Source organism: Paramuribaculum intestinale (assembly GCF_030759015.1).
In the GTDB taxonomy this organism is placed as follows: domain Bacteria; phylum Bacteroidota; class Bacteroidia; order Bacteroidales; family Muribaculaceae; genus Paramuribaculum; species Paramuribaculum intestinale.
In genome coordinates, this window is record NZ_CP098825.1 from 1534564 (window position 1) to 1548997 (window position 14434).

General features: G+C 54.5%; 12 protein-coding genes and 1 pseudogene. 11 read left to right on the plus strand and 2 right to left on the minus strand.

The features are described from left to right. Positions 1-4 precede the first annotated feature (4 nt). From NF347_RS06850 to NF347_RS06880, 7 genes are all read left to right on the plus strand, one after another. Positions 5-1717 carry a S41 family peptidase gene (locus tag NF347_RS06850; protein WP_107035189.1) on the plus strand — a complete coding sequence of 571 codons (1713 nt, stop codon included), beginning with the start codon at positions 5-7 and terminating at the stop codon, positions 1715-1717. Positions 1718-1950: 233 nt separating this feature from the next. Beyond that, complete coding sequence (locus tag NF347_RS06855; protein ID WP_202613063.1) at positions 1951-2637, plus strand: thymidine kinase; 687 nt, start codon at positions 1951-1953, stop codon at positions 2635-2637. After that, positions 2634-3392 carry a DUF3108 domain-containing protein gene (locus NF347_RS06860; RefSeq protein ID WP_161553800.1) on the plus strand — a complete coding sequence of 253 codons (759 nt, stop codon included), beginning with the start codon at positions 2634-2636 and terminating at the stop codon, positions 3390-3392. The genes NF347_RS06855 and NF347_RS06860 overlap by 4 nt, the downstream gene beginning before the upstream one ends. A gap of 61 nt (positions 3393-3453) precedes the next feature. After that, complete coding sequence (locus tag NF347_RS06865) at positions 3454-5214, plus strand: bifunctional metallophosphatase/5'-nucleotidase (protein ID WP_107035191.1); 1761 nt, start codon at positions 3454-3456, stop codon at positions 5212-5214. A gap of 22 nt (positions 5215-5236) precedes the next feature. Further along, the gene (locus NF347_RS06870; RefSeq protein ID WP_107035192.1) at positions 5237-7069 is read left to right on the plus strand and encodes an LTA synthase family protein; all 1833 of its coding nucleotides are present in this window, start codon (positions 5237-5239) and stop codon (positions 7067-7069) included. Beyond that, a complete protein-coding gene (locus NF347_RS06875) occupies positions 7066-7821 on the plus strand; it encodes a lipopolysaccharide kinase InaA family protein (protein WP_107035193.1) in 756 nt (251 codons plus the stop codon). The genes NF347_RS06870 and NF347_RS06875 overlap by 4 nt, the downstream gene beginning before the upstream one ends. 3 nt (positions 7822-7824) lie before the next feature. Further along, positions 7825-8880 carry a CDP-glycerol glycerophosphotransferase family protein gene (locus tag NF347_RS06880; protein ID WP_107035194.1) on the plus strand — a complete coding sequence of 352 codons (1056 nt, stop codon included), beginning with the start codon at positions 7825-7827 and terminating at the stop codon, positions 8878-8880. A 112-nt stretch (positions 8881-8992) separates the two neighbouring features. On the opposite strand, the gene NF347_RS06885 is transcribed toward NF347_RS06880, so the two are convergent. Beyond that, positions 8993-9481, minus strand: a complete 489-nt coding sequence (locus tag NF347_RS06885) for a hypothetical protein (protein ID WP_133165460.1) — start codon at positions 9479-9481, stop codon at positions 8993-8995. Between the two features lie 230 nt (positions 9482-9711). On the opposite strand from NF347_RS06885, the gene NF347_RS06890 reads away from it, so the two are divergent. The 4 genes and pseudogenes from NF347_RS06890 (at position 9712) to NF347_RS06905 (ending at position 13296) form a co-directional block, all read left to right on the plus strand. Further along, positions 9712-10572 carry an ATPase gene (locus NF347_RS06890; RefSeq protein ID WP_107035196.1) on the plus strand — a complete coding sequence of 287 codons (861 nt, stop codon included), beginning with the start codon at positions 9712-9714 and terminating at the stop codon, positions 10570-10572. Positions 10573-10606: 34 nt separating this feature from the next. Next, on the plus strand, positions 10607-11836 hold the full coding sequence (gene serB / locus NF347_RS06895; RefSeq protein WP_107035197.1) for a phosphoserine phosphatase SerB: 1230 nt from the start codon (positions 10607-10609) through the stop codon (positions 11834-11836). A gap of 40 nt (positions 11837-11876) precedes the next feature. Next, positions 11877-12044: pseudogene (locus tag NF347_RS06900) on the plus strand (Crp/Fnr family transcriptional regulator); the annotation flags it as partial. Between the two features lie 97 nt (positions 12045-12141). Continuing rightward, positions 12142-13296, plus strand: a complete 1155-nt coding sequence (locus NF347_RS06905) for an acyltransferase family protein (RefSeq protein ID WP_107035198.1) — start codon at positions 12142-12144, stop codon at positions 13294-13296. Positions 13297-13318: 22 nt separating this feature from the next. On the opposite strand, the gene NF347_RS06910 is transcribed toward NF347_RS06905, so the two are convergent. Next, complete coding sequence (locus tag NF347_RS06910; RefSeq protein WP_107035299.1) at positions 13319-14428, minus strand: AI-2E family transporter; 1110 nt, start codon at positions 14426-14428, stop codon at positions 13319-13321. Positions 14429-14434 lie beyond the last annotated feature (6 nt).

Here is a 14434-nt window from a genome sequence, read left to right on the forward strand (position 1 = left end):
CACAATGAGAAAAATCATCACAGCCATAATGGGCGCTGCATTACCATTTGCAATCGCCGCGCAGGAGGCGGACATCAACGCCATTACAGTCCGCCTTGATTCCCTTTACAATGCAGTGCTCACCGCTCCCGGAGCCGAAACCTGTAAGGTCAGATACACCGGATCCGACGGCGCCAAAGCACCAGGAGGATTCCTCTGGCAGCGAGGTCTGGGCAAAGGCTGGACGCAGGGCTTGCGCATCTCGCTCCCGGATGTTTCCCAAAATAAGGCTGCCGAATTCGACAACTTCTTCCAGAAAATAGGCCGCGACAACTTCGTGATACGTTACAACGACCACTGTTCGGCCACTCTCATCGAGCCGCTCAACACAATATATGTCTACGACTACGACAGCGCCGACTCACGTCTTAGCTTCATGAAGGCCACCACCACTGGTGAGATATGTTTGCCAAAGGTATGGACACACTGCGACTCGCTCGATGCTACCAAACACGACCCGCTCGCATTCGCTTCTCGACGGGAACTGGCGCTACTGGGTCTTTCGCGGCTGTGGTCGGGCGTCAGACGCAATTTCGCATTCATGAAGCGCGTGAGACTTGACTGGGACAGTCTCTACGTAGCAAATATGGAGCCTGTGGCCGATGCCGCCCACAACGGTGACGACGAGCGAGTCGGCGAACTGCTGCAACTCATGGCGGCCAGACTTGGTGACGGCCATACATTTGTCTACGGCTACGACCGAAACAAATGTTACACCCCGTTATCGACCGTAATTCTCGACGGACGGGTCTACGCCGATGAGGTCTTGTCGCCTGCACTTGAAGAACAAGGCATAAAACACGGCATGGAGCTTGTCAGCGTCAACGGCATCCCAGTAGCAGAATACGGCTATACCCACGTCATGCCATATATTTCATCCTCCACTCCTCAGTGGAGCGAACACACCGCCTTCAATGGCTACAATCTTCTTGCCACGAAGAAAGGTGAAACCATGCGTATGACGTTCAGAGACGGCAAGACAAATCTTGATGCAGAATACACCCCCGACGGGAAATTCTGGCCCTCGTCACCGCGCGCCATCGAATTCTCGCTTCTTAAGGACAAAGTGGGACTTCTGCGCATCAACAATTTCATGGATGCCGATTTCTGCCAGCAGTTTGACAATATCTATCCCTCCATACTCAAGACACGTGCACTAATAATCGACCTTCGGGGCAACGAGGGCGGCAACTCAGGCAACGGCGACTACATCCTGCGCCATCTCACCTCCGACACCATAAAGACCGGCCAATGGACTTCGCCAGCCTACATTCCTGCTTTTGCGTCTTGGGGCATGGATCAGCCTGTACATCAAGGGGCGGGAAACACCCTGCCGCCCTTTACCGACCGCCCTGTCTTTGACCGCCCGGCAGCTATACTTGTCGACGGGGGAACATTCTCTGCCGCCGAAGATTTCACAGCCGCATTCCGCGGCATGGGACGCGGCATGATTGTAGGTACTCCCACTGCCGGCTCTACCGGCAACGGAGTGCAAATTGTCCTCATACCGGGCGTGGCATACGCCAATATATGTTCCAAACATGACGTAGCACCCGACGGCACCGAGTTCGTAGGCACCGGAATCAAACCCGATATCGAAATCCGGGAGAATTACGACAGCTATTTCGGCACAGCCGGTTCGCCTGTAATCAAGGCCGCCCTGCGCCTGCTCAAGTAGACTGCGGCTAACCGGTCCATATGGTTGGCATACACACACCCTTTCACATAAGAATGGAATACCAGCCTCCAGTGCAACCGCATCAGAATCTTTGACTACAAGCAGTTCACTATGCGACAGCGCTGTGAACTGCTTGAACGTTTGTTTGAACGCTGACGCTCCAACTCATTTTATCAGTCCATTAATTTCCTGTAGATACATATTTTTGTAATTTTGCAAGACAAACGCACACCATGTATCCGCATACCGGTGTGCCCACACTAATCAATTTCAGGAGCATGAACCGCAGAGGCAAGCTATATTTCCGATACGGAACGATGGGATCGGCCAAGACAGCCCTGTTGCTGACGACAGCTTACAACCTTGAGGAAAGAGGCATGAAACACGTATGCCTGAAACCCGTAGTGGACACCCGAGAGAACAACAATGTAATCCGCTCCCGCATCGGCATTGAACGACCCTGTATGTGGATCTATGGCGACACTGACCTATACAGGCTCGCCCAACAACTGTTTGAGGAGAACATGGCTGTCATCGACTGGTTTCTCATCGATGAAGCCCAGTTCCTCACCGAGGCACAGGTCGATCAGCTGTCGCGAGTGGTCGACGACTTCGGCAGCAACGTGATATGCTACGGACTTCGTACAGATTTCCGCTCCAGGCTTTTCGAAGGCTCCAGACGACTGTTTGAGATCGCCGACACCATCGACGAGATCAAATCAACCTGCACATGCGGGCGCAAGACCATTGTAAACGCACGCATCGACGCCAACGGCGACTTCGCCGACTCCGGTCAGCAAGTGGAAATAGGTGGAAATGACCGATACATTTCCGTATGCCGCAAATGCTGGCGCAACAAACGCATAGAGCAAGCCTCACGCTCGGCGCTCCCCTTCCCCGACATCAACTCAAGGCAATGAAAAGACACATCATACTGCTTACAGCCTTGCTGTGTGTAGCACTGACAACGGCCGCACACGGTTTCACCGACGAAACGCTCAATTATAAAGTGATGTTCAAATGGGGCATTGTACACAAGCAGGCCGGCCGCGCAACCCTGAAGCTGACATCGGCTCCCGACCACTTCAAGGCCACACTCTATGCCCGCTCCGAACCGTGGGCCGATCATTTCTACACTCTGCGCGACACACTGATATCCATAATGGACCGCACCGACATGCTTCCGCGCCACTACGAGCGAATAGCCCATGAAGACGGACGGTTTGACCACGACATAATACGCATACAGCGTTCAGGCGACACATTCACAGCCACATCCCACCGCATACGGCGCAAGAAAAAAGGCACCGTCAGCCACTCCGACATCACGCTCAAAGCACAGGGTCCTACAGTCGACCTCGTCAGCGTGTTCTACTATCTGCGCATGCTCGATTTCAAAAACCTGAAATCCGGCTACTCCAAGACCATCAACATTTTCTCCGGAAAAAGAAAAGAACTTCTCACCATAAAATATCTCGGAACGGAAGAGCTGAAACTCGACGGGCGCACATACCCCACCTACCGTATCAGCTTCACATTCACCGACGAAAAGTCGGCTAAGACATCTGACGACATCGACATCTGGATATGGACCGCACCAGGCCATATTCCCCTCAAGCTTGAAGGCAAACTCAAAGTAGGCAAAATACGATGTCTTTATACAGGCAACAACTAAACATCGACATCAATGCCGCCACGTCGATCCGGCTCTTAACATCTCACAGAACGCAACGACAATGACACGCATTAAAATACTCGCTCTCCTTATCATCATGAGCATCACATCAGCGGCAGGAGCCGCAGACACGACAACGCAACCACCCCGGGAAGTGCGGCTGAAAATAGTCGAGACATCCGACGTCCATGGCAATTTCTTCCCCTACAACTTCATCACACGCACTCCATGGAACGGCAGCATGGCGCGAGTAGCCACATTCGTTGATTCACTCCGCTCATCCGACGGCCCTGAATCAGTTATACTGCTCGACAACGGCGATATACTCCAGGGACAGCCGACGGTCTACTACTACAATTTTGTCGATACCGCATCGCGTCATATCGCCTCCGAAATCTACGACTATATGTCGTACGATGCCGCCACCATAGGCAACCACGATGTGGAAACCGGCCACAAGGTGTACGACCGCTGGATCGAAGCTACCGACGTGCCCATAATGGGCGCCAACGTCATCGACACCGCCACCGGACTCCCATACCTCAGACCATACACGATAATAGAGCGCCAGGGCATCCGGACGGCCGTCATCGGAATGCTCACCCCGGGCATACCAATGTGGCTCCCCGAACCGCTATGGAGCGGCCTCAGATTCGAGGACATCACCACATCGGCACAAAAATGGGTGGAAACCGTCCGGCGTAAGGAAAACCCCGACATCGTCATCGGACTCTTCCACTCGGGATATTCCGACGCCTCCAGACGTCCGGGGCTGACAGAGAACGCCTGTCTTGAAGTAGCCCGCAACGTTGCCGGATTCGACGCCATACTCGGAGGACACGACCACCAGCGCGCCAACCGCATCGTGACCAATCCCGAAGGCCGGCCGGTCGTACTGCTGAATCCCGCCAACGATGCCAAGGCGGTAGGAGTGCTTGACATTACACTTTCAATCGACTCCGATGGAACAATCATCGACAAGCGTATAACAGGATCGCTCGCCGATGTCGACACTCTCAATCCGTCGCCTGAGTATATGTCGCATTTCGGAGCGCAACGCCAGGCCGTAGAGAACTTCACCGGACGTATCATAGGCCGCAGCGAAGGACTGTTTGACTCCTCGGAGTCACTTTTCGGCCCGTCACCTTTCATGACACTAATCCACCGGCTGCAGCTTCAGCTGACAGGCGCCGACATCTCATTTGCCGCACCACTGTCGATCGACGCCGTGATCAAGCCCGGCGATGTAAGGGTAAGCGACATGTTCGGCCTCTACAAATACGAGAACATGCTCCTCACAATGAAGCTCACCGGCAGGGAGATCCGCGATTATCTCGAGGAATCATACTCCATCTGGGTCGACACCGCCGCCACAAATCCCGGGAGACATCTGCTGCTGTTCAGATCAAAGCGACCCTCGGCCAACGACAACCGGCTGCGCAATCCGGCATACAATTTCGACTCCGCCGCAGGCATCGAATACACTGTCGACATCACGCAGCCCAAAGGCAAACGTGTCAACATCACATCCATGGCCGACGGCACACCGTTCGACCCGGCACACACCTACACAGTAGCCGTAAACTCCTATCGCGGGAACGGCGGAGGCGACCTTATGACACGCGGAGCCGGACTCAGCAAGGAGGAGATGAAGCAGCGTACAGTTGCAAGCACCGACATCGACCTACGATACTACATGATGAAAGAGATAGAAAAGAACGGCACCATCACCCCGACGACTGATCACAACTGGCGGTTTGTGCCCGAAGCGCTCGCCGATTCACTTTCAGAAACCGACCGGAAAATCATCAAAGGCCATTGATTCCTCATTCATCTGCACGACCATGTTGAGATACATCTGCAAGATACTGTTCACATTCGCACTCACGGTAGCCATTTCGGTTATTGGAAAAATAGTGTTCGTATTCTGTCATACCGACATATACGACCCGTTCGGCATGCGACAGATCATGGCTGCCATAGTCCACGGACTACCCATGGACTGCACCATCGCCGCCTACATATCCATCCTGCCGGCCATTCTGGCAATCGCCCACCTGTGGACTGACAGCCGTATGCTGTCGGCAATCGAACGCGCATATTTCATAATCGTCAGCCTGTTGTGCGGCACCGTATTCGTTCTCGACACAGCCCTTTATACCCACTGGGGCTTCAAGCTCGACATGACCCCGATATTCTACTTCATCACCTCACCTGCCGCTGTCATCGGCGGTATGACTGCGGCGCAGAAGGCCGGAGGCCTGTCGTGCATAGTGCTGTCGGCTGTAATCATCTACCTGCTCTACAACCATGCAGTGATCAGGCTGCAGCTCCCCCGCCCCAACAGAGACGCCCGATTGAAAGCCACAGCCGTGATGATCCTGGCCACAGCCCTGCTTTTCATCCCCTTGCGCGGCGGATTCACCGTTTCGACAATGAATCCCGGACGTGCATACTTCAGCCCGGAAATGAAACTCAACCATGCGGCCACAAATCCGGTGTTCAATCTACTCTATTCGGCAACCCACCAGAACAAGGAGCTGAAAACCCTCAATTCGATTGACGACCGTCAGCTCGCAGATCTTGAACCGCATCTCATCGCCACATCGCTGCGACAATGCATCCCCGACACCACACTGCTGTCAGCCTCACGACCCGACATCTACATAATACTGCTTGAAAGCTTCTCAACACACCTTATGCCCTCCATGGGAGGCGAAGCGATAGCCACACGGCTCGACAGCATCGCATCCGCCGGACTGAGCTTCACTGAATTCTACGCCAACAGCTTCCGCACCGATCGTGCTCTGGCATCCGTACTGTCGGCCTATCCCGGCATACCTACCGTAAGCGTAATGAAGTCAGTGGGGAAAATTGAGTCTCTGCCATCCCTGCCGCTCGCCCTCAAAGATGCCGGCTATGACCTCACCTACTATTACGGCGGCGACATCAATTTCACCAACATGCGTGCCTTGCTCGCTGCCGGAGGCTTCAGCCGCATAGTGTCCGACACCGACTTCCCGATCACCCAACGGCTCGGCAAATGGGGAGCACACGACGATATACTTTTCAGCCGCGTAGAGCATGATCTGGCTTCCGCCCGCGACAACGGCGCCCCCAGGCTTACAGTCATCCAGACCTCAAGCAGCCATGAGCCGTTCGATGTACCTGCGACCATCCTCCCCGGCAAGGAAGCCAACGCGTTCGCATTCACCGACAGCATTGTCGGACGGTTTGTCGACAAACTCAGCCTGACACCACGATGGGACTCCACACTCGTCGTACTTGTCGCCGACCACTACGGATGCCACCCGCGCAATCTGACATCGATGCGTGACCGTCACCACATACCGCTTGTCATGACCGGCGGCGCGCTCCGCCGCCACGGCACGATCGACATCCCCGCGTCGCAAACCGACATCGCGGCCACACTCCTCGGTATGCTCGGCATCGACCACAGCCGATTCACATTCTCGAAAGACATATTCGACAGCTCATCCCCGAAATTCGCCTACTTCGCACGCCCCGAAGAAGCCGCAATGCTCGATACTTGCGGCTATCACGTCATCGACATCTACACAGGCGGCACTCTGGAAAATGAAGGGAAAAGCGACTCCACACTCCTGCGGCTCAAAGCCTATCTCCAGCTACTCAACCACGACTTCAACCAACGATGAAAATAACCATCTCACCCCAATACGAATATCTCCGGCCATATCTCTCCGATATCACCACCCACTTCGACTATGGCCGGGAGATACACTCCGGACGCAACCATATCAGAGTGATCAGCCCCGACGGCCATCTGCAGCTCAACGTCAAACGATACGCCATACCCCACTGGCCAAACCGTCTTATCTACTCCTGCTTTCGCCGCCCCAAGGGAATAAGGGCATTCACATACCCTGAACACCTCATTGCAGCAGGCATAGACACTCCCGCTCCGGTAGCCTACATCGAGGAGCGCACCGCCGGTCTCATAGGCTACACCTACTTCGTCAGCCTGCAGTCCGAACTGCCCGGACGACTCTACGAACTCGGCAACGCACGCATGGATCGCCCCGAACATATCAGCCTCGCACGCGACCTCGCGCGGTTTGCAGCCCACATACATGAGGCACATCTGACACACCTCGACTTCTCCCCCGGCAATATCCTCTACGAAACTCTCCCCGACGGTTCACACCGCTTCGCACTCGTCGACATCAACCGCATGCGTTTCGGCGAAGTCGACATCAAGAGAGGATGCGCCAACTTCGCACGGCTATGGGGACAACCGAAGTTGTTCGAATTGCTGGCTAAGGAATACGCCGCAGCACGCGGATTCGACCCCGAAGAATGCTTCCGGCTCATGATGGATGCGCGCCGGCGGTTCTGGAGCCGCTTTGTGCGACGCCACAAAGTGAAATACGATCTCATACTTGACTGAACGATGGAACGATCACCACGCCGTTACCTGCTCTACGCATCGCTGAGCTACGCCTACGCCATACTCCGGCCACTTCAGGAGGAGATCCGTCGCCGGGGCGACGAGGCAGCATGGTTTCTCGAACCCTCATGCCCGGACATGCTTCTTCTCGACGAACGACGCATATCCACACTCCGCGACGCCATACGGTGGAATCCGATTGCCATATTCGCGCCCGGCAACCATATCCCCGACTTCCTTCCGGGAGTGAAGGTAGCCGTATTCCATGGCTACCCGATGAAAAAGAGGATAGAAAAAATCGACGACCATTTCACTATCCGTGGATGGTTTGACATATACTGCACACAGGGGCCAAGCTCCACTCCCTATTTCCGTATGCTTGAAAAGCGCCACGGCTTTTTCAAAGTCTACGAGACCGGATGGACTAAAGCCGACTCCTTCTTCCGCAACAGCAACCATGTCGAGCGCTCATCGGATCGACCGGTGATACTCTACTCCCCCACCTTCACCAAAGGTATTTCATCGGCATGGGATCTGTTGCCGACAATAACTCACCTTGCTGCAACCCGTCAATGGGACTGGATCATCACATTCCATCCCAAACTCGATGACCAGCAACTCATCGACGACTATCAGCGCATGGCCGACAAGATGCCAAACGTGGAATTCGCACGGCTTAACAAAGGACTTGAAACATTCCTGCGAAGCGACGTCATGCTCTGTGACTCATCAAGCATTACTGTGGAATACATGATGCTCGGCAAACCGGTGGTCACCTATCGCAACACCCATCCCGGACCACATCTGATCGACGTCAGAAACGCCGACGACATCGGACAGGCCATTGAAACCGCACTGACCCGCCCTCCCGAACTGATGAAAGAGATCGACCGATATACATCCCATCACGAAGCTCACCGCGACGGACATAACTCATCGCGCGTGCTTGAAGCTGTAGACGACTTCATAGCCCATCACGCAGGCCATCTGCACCGTAAACCGCTCAATCTTATCCGACGCCTGAAACTGCGCCTGAAACTGCGGTATTACCACCTCTGAAAAAGAAACAAACACATTATCCCCGCAGAAAATTCATCAGGATTTTTTCTGCGGGGATAATGTGTTTGTATGGATGCCGCTCACGCAGCGTCACTCATCGCCGTCGCCAGCTTCACAGAGCCACACCTTGACCCGATGCAGCTGCTGTCCCATTGGTCTGCTGACGATTGGCGCCACGCATGCGGTCATTCTTGCGGTTCTTGTCCTTGCCGTTTTTACGATCCTTGTCAAACTTACGACCGTCGGCACGCATGGCCCGGCCATTGACAAAATTGTTTTCCAGCATCTGCACGTACTGCTCCGGAGTGAGAATCTTCTTCATCTCCGCAAGATAATTCTTGCGTTCGGTCTGGCGCATACCGGCCTTCTGCTGCCGGTCCTTGTCCCGCTGGTCGCGCCGCGCCTGCAGTTCCTTCTGCCTGCTGGCCTGCAGAGCTGCGATCTCGGCCTTCTGTTTTTCGGTCAGGGTGATGCCCTGCAGACAGCATACCGGCTGTTTGTCGCGTGCGGCGTCATTCTTCTTCACATTGTCATCGGCCATCGCTGTCATGCTTCCAAGGCCTATTGTTGCTGCGAGCGCAAAGGCTGCTATTCTATTCATTTTTTCATATAGTTTTTTCTTACGTTTGTTTTGTCGTTTCTTCGAAGTCAACGCTTATTTGACCGGATTCGTTGAATGAGGTTTAACCCTTCACCGCCTATTTAACCGATTTTACGGTTTAGCTTAAATTTTACTACACATCGACTGCCGTCGGTATAGCCTGCTGACTTCATCGCATTTTTTGCTCTTACGATAATGTATTTATAAGGGCATTTTGTTAAATTTGTAGCATGAAACTAATTGCCGACTGCGGAAGCACCACCACCAAATGGGCTATGGTCGGCGACAGCGGCGCGATTGTGGAGCGATTCACATCGCCTGGCATGAACGCAAGCCTGCTGTCGCCCGACGACCTACACACCACACTATTGTGTTCGCTGCCATCGTCGCGCCGTGCCCAGGAGATCGACACGGTGCATTTTTACGCTGCCGGATGCCGCACCGGCGCCCAGCGTGCCACGATAGCCGATGCCCTCGGAGCCGTCTATCCCAAAGCACGCATATATGTCGACGGCGACCTCATTGCCGCCGCACGAGCCTTGTGCGGCCACAACGAAGGGATCGCATGCATCATGGGCACCGGATCCAACTGTTGCCTGTATAGCCCCGACAATGGAGGACGTATCGTCAGATCCATATCACCGCTCGGATACGTGCTCGGCGACGAAGGATCCGGCTCAGCCATAGGCCGTCGACTTGTGGCCGACGCACTGCGCGGCATACTGCCTGACGACCTCTGTCAGGCCGTCATGGAGTTTGCCGGCACCGACGCCACCGGAATCATCGAACACATCTACCGGCGGCACGACGCCAACCGGTTTCTTGCATCGTTCGCACGTCTGGCAAGCGACCATATCGACCGTCCGGAGATCGAAGCGATTGTCGACGGCTGCTTCGACGCATTCATCGAACGCAACCTGATGCTCCTACCCGGCTACGACACACTTCCGATAGGCTTCTGCGGATCCATCGCCGCCAACTTCACGCCACGACTCGAAGCCGCGCTCGACCGCCACGGCCTCAAAGCCTCCGACATCGTGGCCTCGCCAATGCATGGACTGATACAATATCATGCCTGCCGACAGAAATAACCATCACACATATATCCCTTAAACCAATACAATTATGAAAACCGACCGTGACAGCAATATAGAACTGATGCTGCTTAACATCACCGGCAACGACCGTCCGGGAGTGACCGTTGAGCTTTCGGAAATACTCGCGCGATACGACGCTACAATACTTGACATCGGACAGGCCGACATACACCACACACTCGCACTCGGCATACTCATCAAGACCGACAGCCGTGTGTCGGGCGACCTGATGAAAGACCTCCTGTTCAAGGCCTACGAACTCGATGTCAACATCCGTTTCAGTCCGGTCAGCGCCGATGAATACCAACAGTGGGTCGGACTTCAAGGAAAGGACCGATGGATAATCACACTCCTCGGCCGACGGCTGACGGCCGCCGCGATAGCCGATGTCAGCCGTGTGGTGGCCGAGATGGGGCTTAACATCGACGGAATAAAACGACTGACCGGACGAATGCCGCTGCACGGCGAGAATCCGCTCAGCAAATCGTGCGTACAGATATCGGTCAGAGGCAATCTCGACGACCAGACGGAGATGCAGAAGCGCTTCATGGAGATCGCCAATCTCCGCGAAGTGGATATATCGCTTCAGGAAGACACCATGTACCGACGTGCACGGCGACTCGTATGCTTCGACATGGACTCCACACTGATAGGCACTGAAGTGATCGACGAACTCGCCGACCGCGCCGGAGTCGGAGCCGAAGTCAGAGCGATCACCGAAAGCGCCATGCGCGGAGAGATTGACTTCTGCGAAAGCTTCACCCGTCGGGTAGCGCTCCTCAAGGGACTCGACGAAAGCGTGATGCGCGACATAGCCGAAAACCTTCCGATCACCGAAGGAGTGGACCGTATGATGACAGCACTCAAACGCACTGGCTACAAGACAGCTATACTCTCCGGCGGATTCACATATTTCGGCAACTACCTCAAACAACGCTTCGGATTTGACTATGTCTATGCCAACGAACTGGAGATCAAAGACGGCAAACTCACCGGCCGGCATCTGGGCGATATAGTCGACGGACGCAGAAAAGCCGAACTGCTCCGGCTGCTCGCGCAGGTGGAGAATGTCAACATCAAACAGACCATAGCCGTAGGCGACGGAGCCAACGACCTCCCTATGCTCGCCACCGCCGGACTCGGCATAGCATTCCACGCCAAACCCAAGGTGAAAGCCACCGCCGACCAGTCGCTTTCGACCATCGGACTCGACGGCATACTCTACTTCATCGGATTCAAAGACTCGCTGATATCATGAGCCACTGGCCGATGATGACCAACATCATACATCAGAATGACACCGCTCCCACAAATAACGGCTGACGCTTCCGGCGGCCGAACGCTACGAGGCGTTCAGGCTGCAGTTTCCCGAAGTGTGCCGACGGGCCAAACTCGGATACATAGCCTCATATCTCGGCATCACGCTCCCTACACTGTCGCGCCTGCGGCGTAACCGCCGAATTTGACGCAGATCAAAAATTTTCATCTTCAGCATAAGTAGTTTTGCACGACGGAAACACTCCGCCGAATAATTCTCCACAGTCAAACAACCAAACTACAAATATGTCGGCATTCACAGCATCACGGATTTTCTCCACCTCAAAGCCCCACTACGAACTTCTCGACGGCCTGCGCGGAGTCGCGGCCCTTATGGTGATATGGTATCACTTCTTCGAGGGATTCGCCACATCTCCGGTCGATCAAGGATTCAACCACGGCTATCTGGCCGTCGACTTTTTCTTCGTCCTGTCGGGCTTCGTGATAGGCTATGCCTACGACGGCCGGTGGCGTCAGGGGCTTACCAAAGGAGAATTCATGCTGCGGCGTGTCATCCGCCTTCATCCGATGCTTGTCATGGGAGTGGTGTTCGGCGTCGTAGCCTTTATGATACAGGGCTCCGAACAGTGGGATCACACTCCGGTAGCGTCATGGTCTGTCATGCTGTGCTTCCTGCTCGGCATACTGATGCTTCCGGCACTCCCCCACACAGCTGCCGAAGTCAGAGGCAACGGAGAGATGTTTCCGCTCAACGGTCCGGCCTGGTCGCTGTTTTTTGAATATATCGCAAGCATAGCCTACGCTGTGGTGCTCCACCGTCTTTCAGGCCGTGCCCTGCGATGGGTTGTGGCCCTCAGCGGCATAGGTCTTGCCCTTACGGCTGTCATGAATCTTTCAGGAGCCTACCATATCGGCAACGGATGGACGGCCGCCGACTACGGGTGGCTTGGCGGCCTGCTCCGGGTGTCGTTCTCATTCAGCATCGGCCTGCTCATGTCGAGAGGATTCAAGCCCGTCAGAATCCGTGGAGCCTTCTGGATCTGCAGCGCCACTATCATAGGCGTTATGTGCGTGCCCTATATCACACCCGACGGCAATCCGAGCGTATGGAACGGCATATTCGACTCCGTGATGACACTCGCCGTGTTCCCCGCAGTGGTATATCTCGGCGCATCCGGCTGCACCACCGACCGCATATCTCGTGGACTGTGCGACTTTTTCGGCAATATTTCATATCCGATCTATATCATACACTATCCGTTCATGTATCTTCTTTACGCATGGATATGGGCTGCACCGACCGAACGTGCCTTCGCCGACATCTGGCCTCTGTGCGTGGCGATGTGGTTCGGACTGATATTGCTCGCATGGGTGCTTCTCAAAGTCTACGACGAACCGGTCCGACGCTGGCTCAACCGCAAGGCGTTCGGCTCACGCTGACCGTACTCCGATCGCCCGACTACTATTCATCAGCCATGACCGGCCCATGCTCATCGGATCGCTCTACCCTGTCAATGACATAATGGTCGTAATACGACAGCAGCAGAGTGGTCAGCGGCAGTGCTATTATCAGGCCGATGAATCCGAGCAATGTGCCCCACACCGACAGCGACAGCAGTATTATGGCCGGATTAAGCCCCATCGACTTGCCCATTATGCGCGGAGTCAGTATCAGATCCTGTATAGCCTGCACTACGCAATACACCGCTATGGCCTGCCAGAAAATGCTCCAGAAATCACCACCCCCGCCGGCCGCATAGACCATGCAGAGTATGATAGTAGGCACTATCGACACCAGCTGAAGATACGGCACCATATTCAGCAATCCGATAAACAGACCGAGCACCACAGCCATCGGCAGACCGATTATCAGGAATCCGGCCGTGAACAGCAGTCCGACTATGAAGGCCACCAGTGCCTGACCACGGAAATAATGGTTCATCGACACCTTGATATCGCTGCCTACCTTGAACACAATCGGACGGTATTTCGGCGGCACCATGCGGCGTATGGCCATGAAAAACCGTGGATAGTCGATCATTATAAACACCACATAGAGCACCACTATAAACCAGTTGAATATACCAAGCAACAGAGATATGGATCCGGTAAGTATATTCCATGTGGTCGACACCACACTTTCTATCAGCGACATCCACTCCTGTTTGGTCAGCATGTCGGATATCGCGGCAAAGTCCACCTGACTCTTTATGAACTCATGGATACCTGCCGGCAGAAAAGATATATGTATCTCGCTCGAGGCATAATTGCGAAGTATCCGGGCCATGGAATGCATCTCTTCGGTAAGCATCGGCACCAGAAACCATCCCAATACCGACAGAAAGAACACCGACTCGAAGAGCGTCACGAATATTGCCACCACACGTCCTCTGAGATGCAGCAGACGCCGGTTGAACTGCACAAACGGCTCAAACATATAAGCGATCAGGCATGCCACAAAAAATGGCAGCAACACATTGCGCAGTATATTGACAAGCCATAATACACCGCATATCACCACTACGGTGATTATCAGTCTGACGACACGGTCGAATGTAAACGGACGGGGCATAGTCTG

Coding starts and splice junctions, on each gene's coding strand:
- NF347_RS06850 (WP_107035189.1), top strand. CDS start 5: ATGAGAAAAATCATCACAGCCATAATGGGCGCTGCATTACCATTTGCA.
- NF347_RS06855 (WP_202613063.1), top strand. CDS start 1,951: ATGTATCCGCATACCGGTGTGCCCACACTAATCAATTTCAGGAGCATG.
- NF347_RS06860 (WP_161553800.1), top strand. CDS start 2,634: ATGAAAAGACACATCATACTGCTTACAGCCTTGCTGTGTGTAGCACTG.
- NF347_RS06865 (WP_107035191.1), top strand. CDS start 3,454: ATGACACGCATTAAAATACTCGCTCTCCTTATCATCATGAGCATCACA.
- NF347_RS06870 (WP_107035192.1), top strand. CDS start 5,237: ATGTTGAGATACATCTGCAAGATACTGTTCACATTCGCACTCACGGTA.
- NF347_RS06875 (WP_107035193.1), top strand. CDS start 7,066: ATGAAAATAACCATCTCACCCCAATACGAATATCTCCGGCCATATCTC.
- NF347_RS06880 (WP_107035194.1), top strand. CDS start 7,825: ATGGAACGATCACCACGCCGTTACCTGCTCTACGCATCGCTGAGCTAC.
- NF347_RS06885 (WP_133165460.1), bottom strand. CDS start 9,481: ATGAATAGAATAGCAGCCTTTGCGCTCGCAGCAACAATAGGCCTTGGA.
- NF347_RS06890 (WP_107035196.1), top strand. CDS start 9,712: ATGAAACTAATTGCCGACTGCGGAAGCACCACCACCAAATGGGCTATG.
- serB (WP_107035197.1), top strand. CDS start 10,607: ATGAAAACCGACCGTGACAGCAATATAGAACTGATGCTGCTTAACATC.
- NF347_RS06905 (WP_107035198.1), top strand. CDS start 12,142: ATGTCGGCATTCACAGCATCACGGATTTTCTCCACCTCAAAGCCCCAC.
- NF347_RS06910 (WP_107035299.1), bottom strand. CDS start 14,428: ATGCCCCGTCCGTTTACATTCGACCGTGTCGTCAGACTGATAATCACC.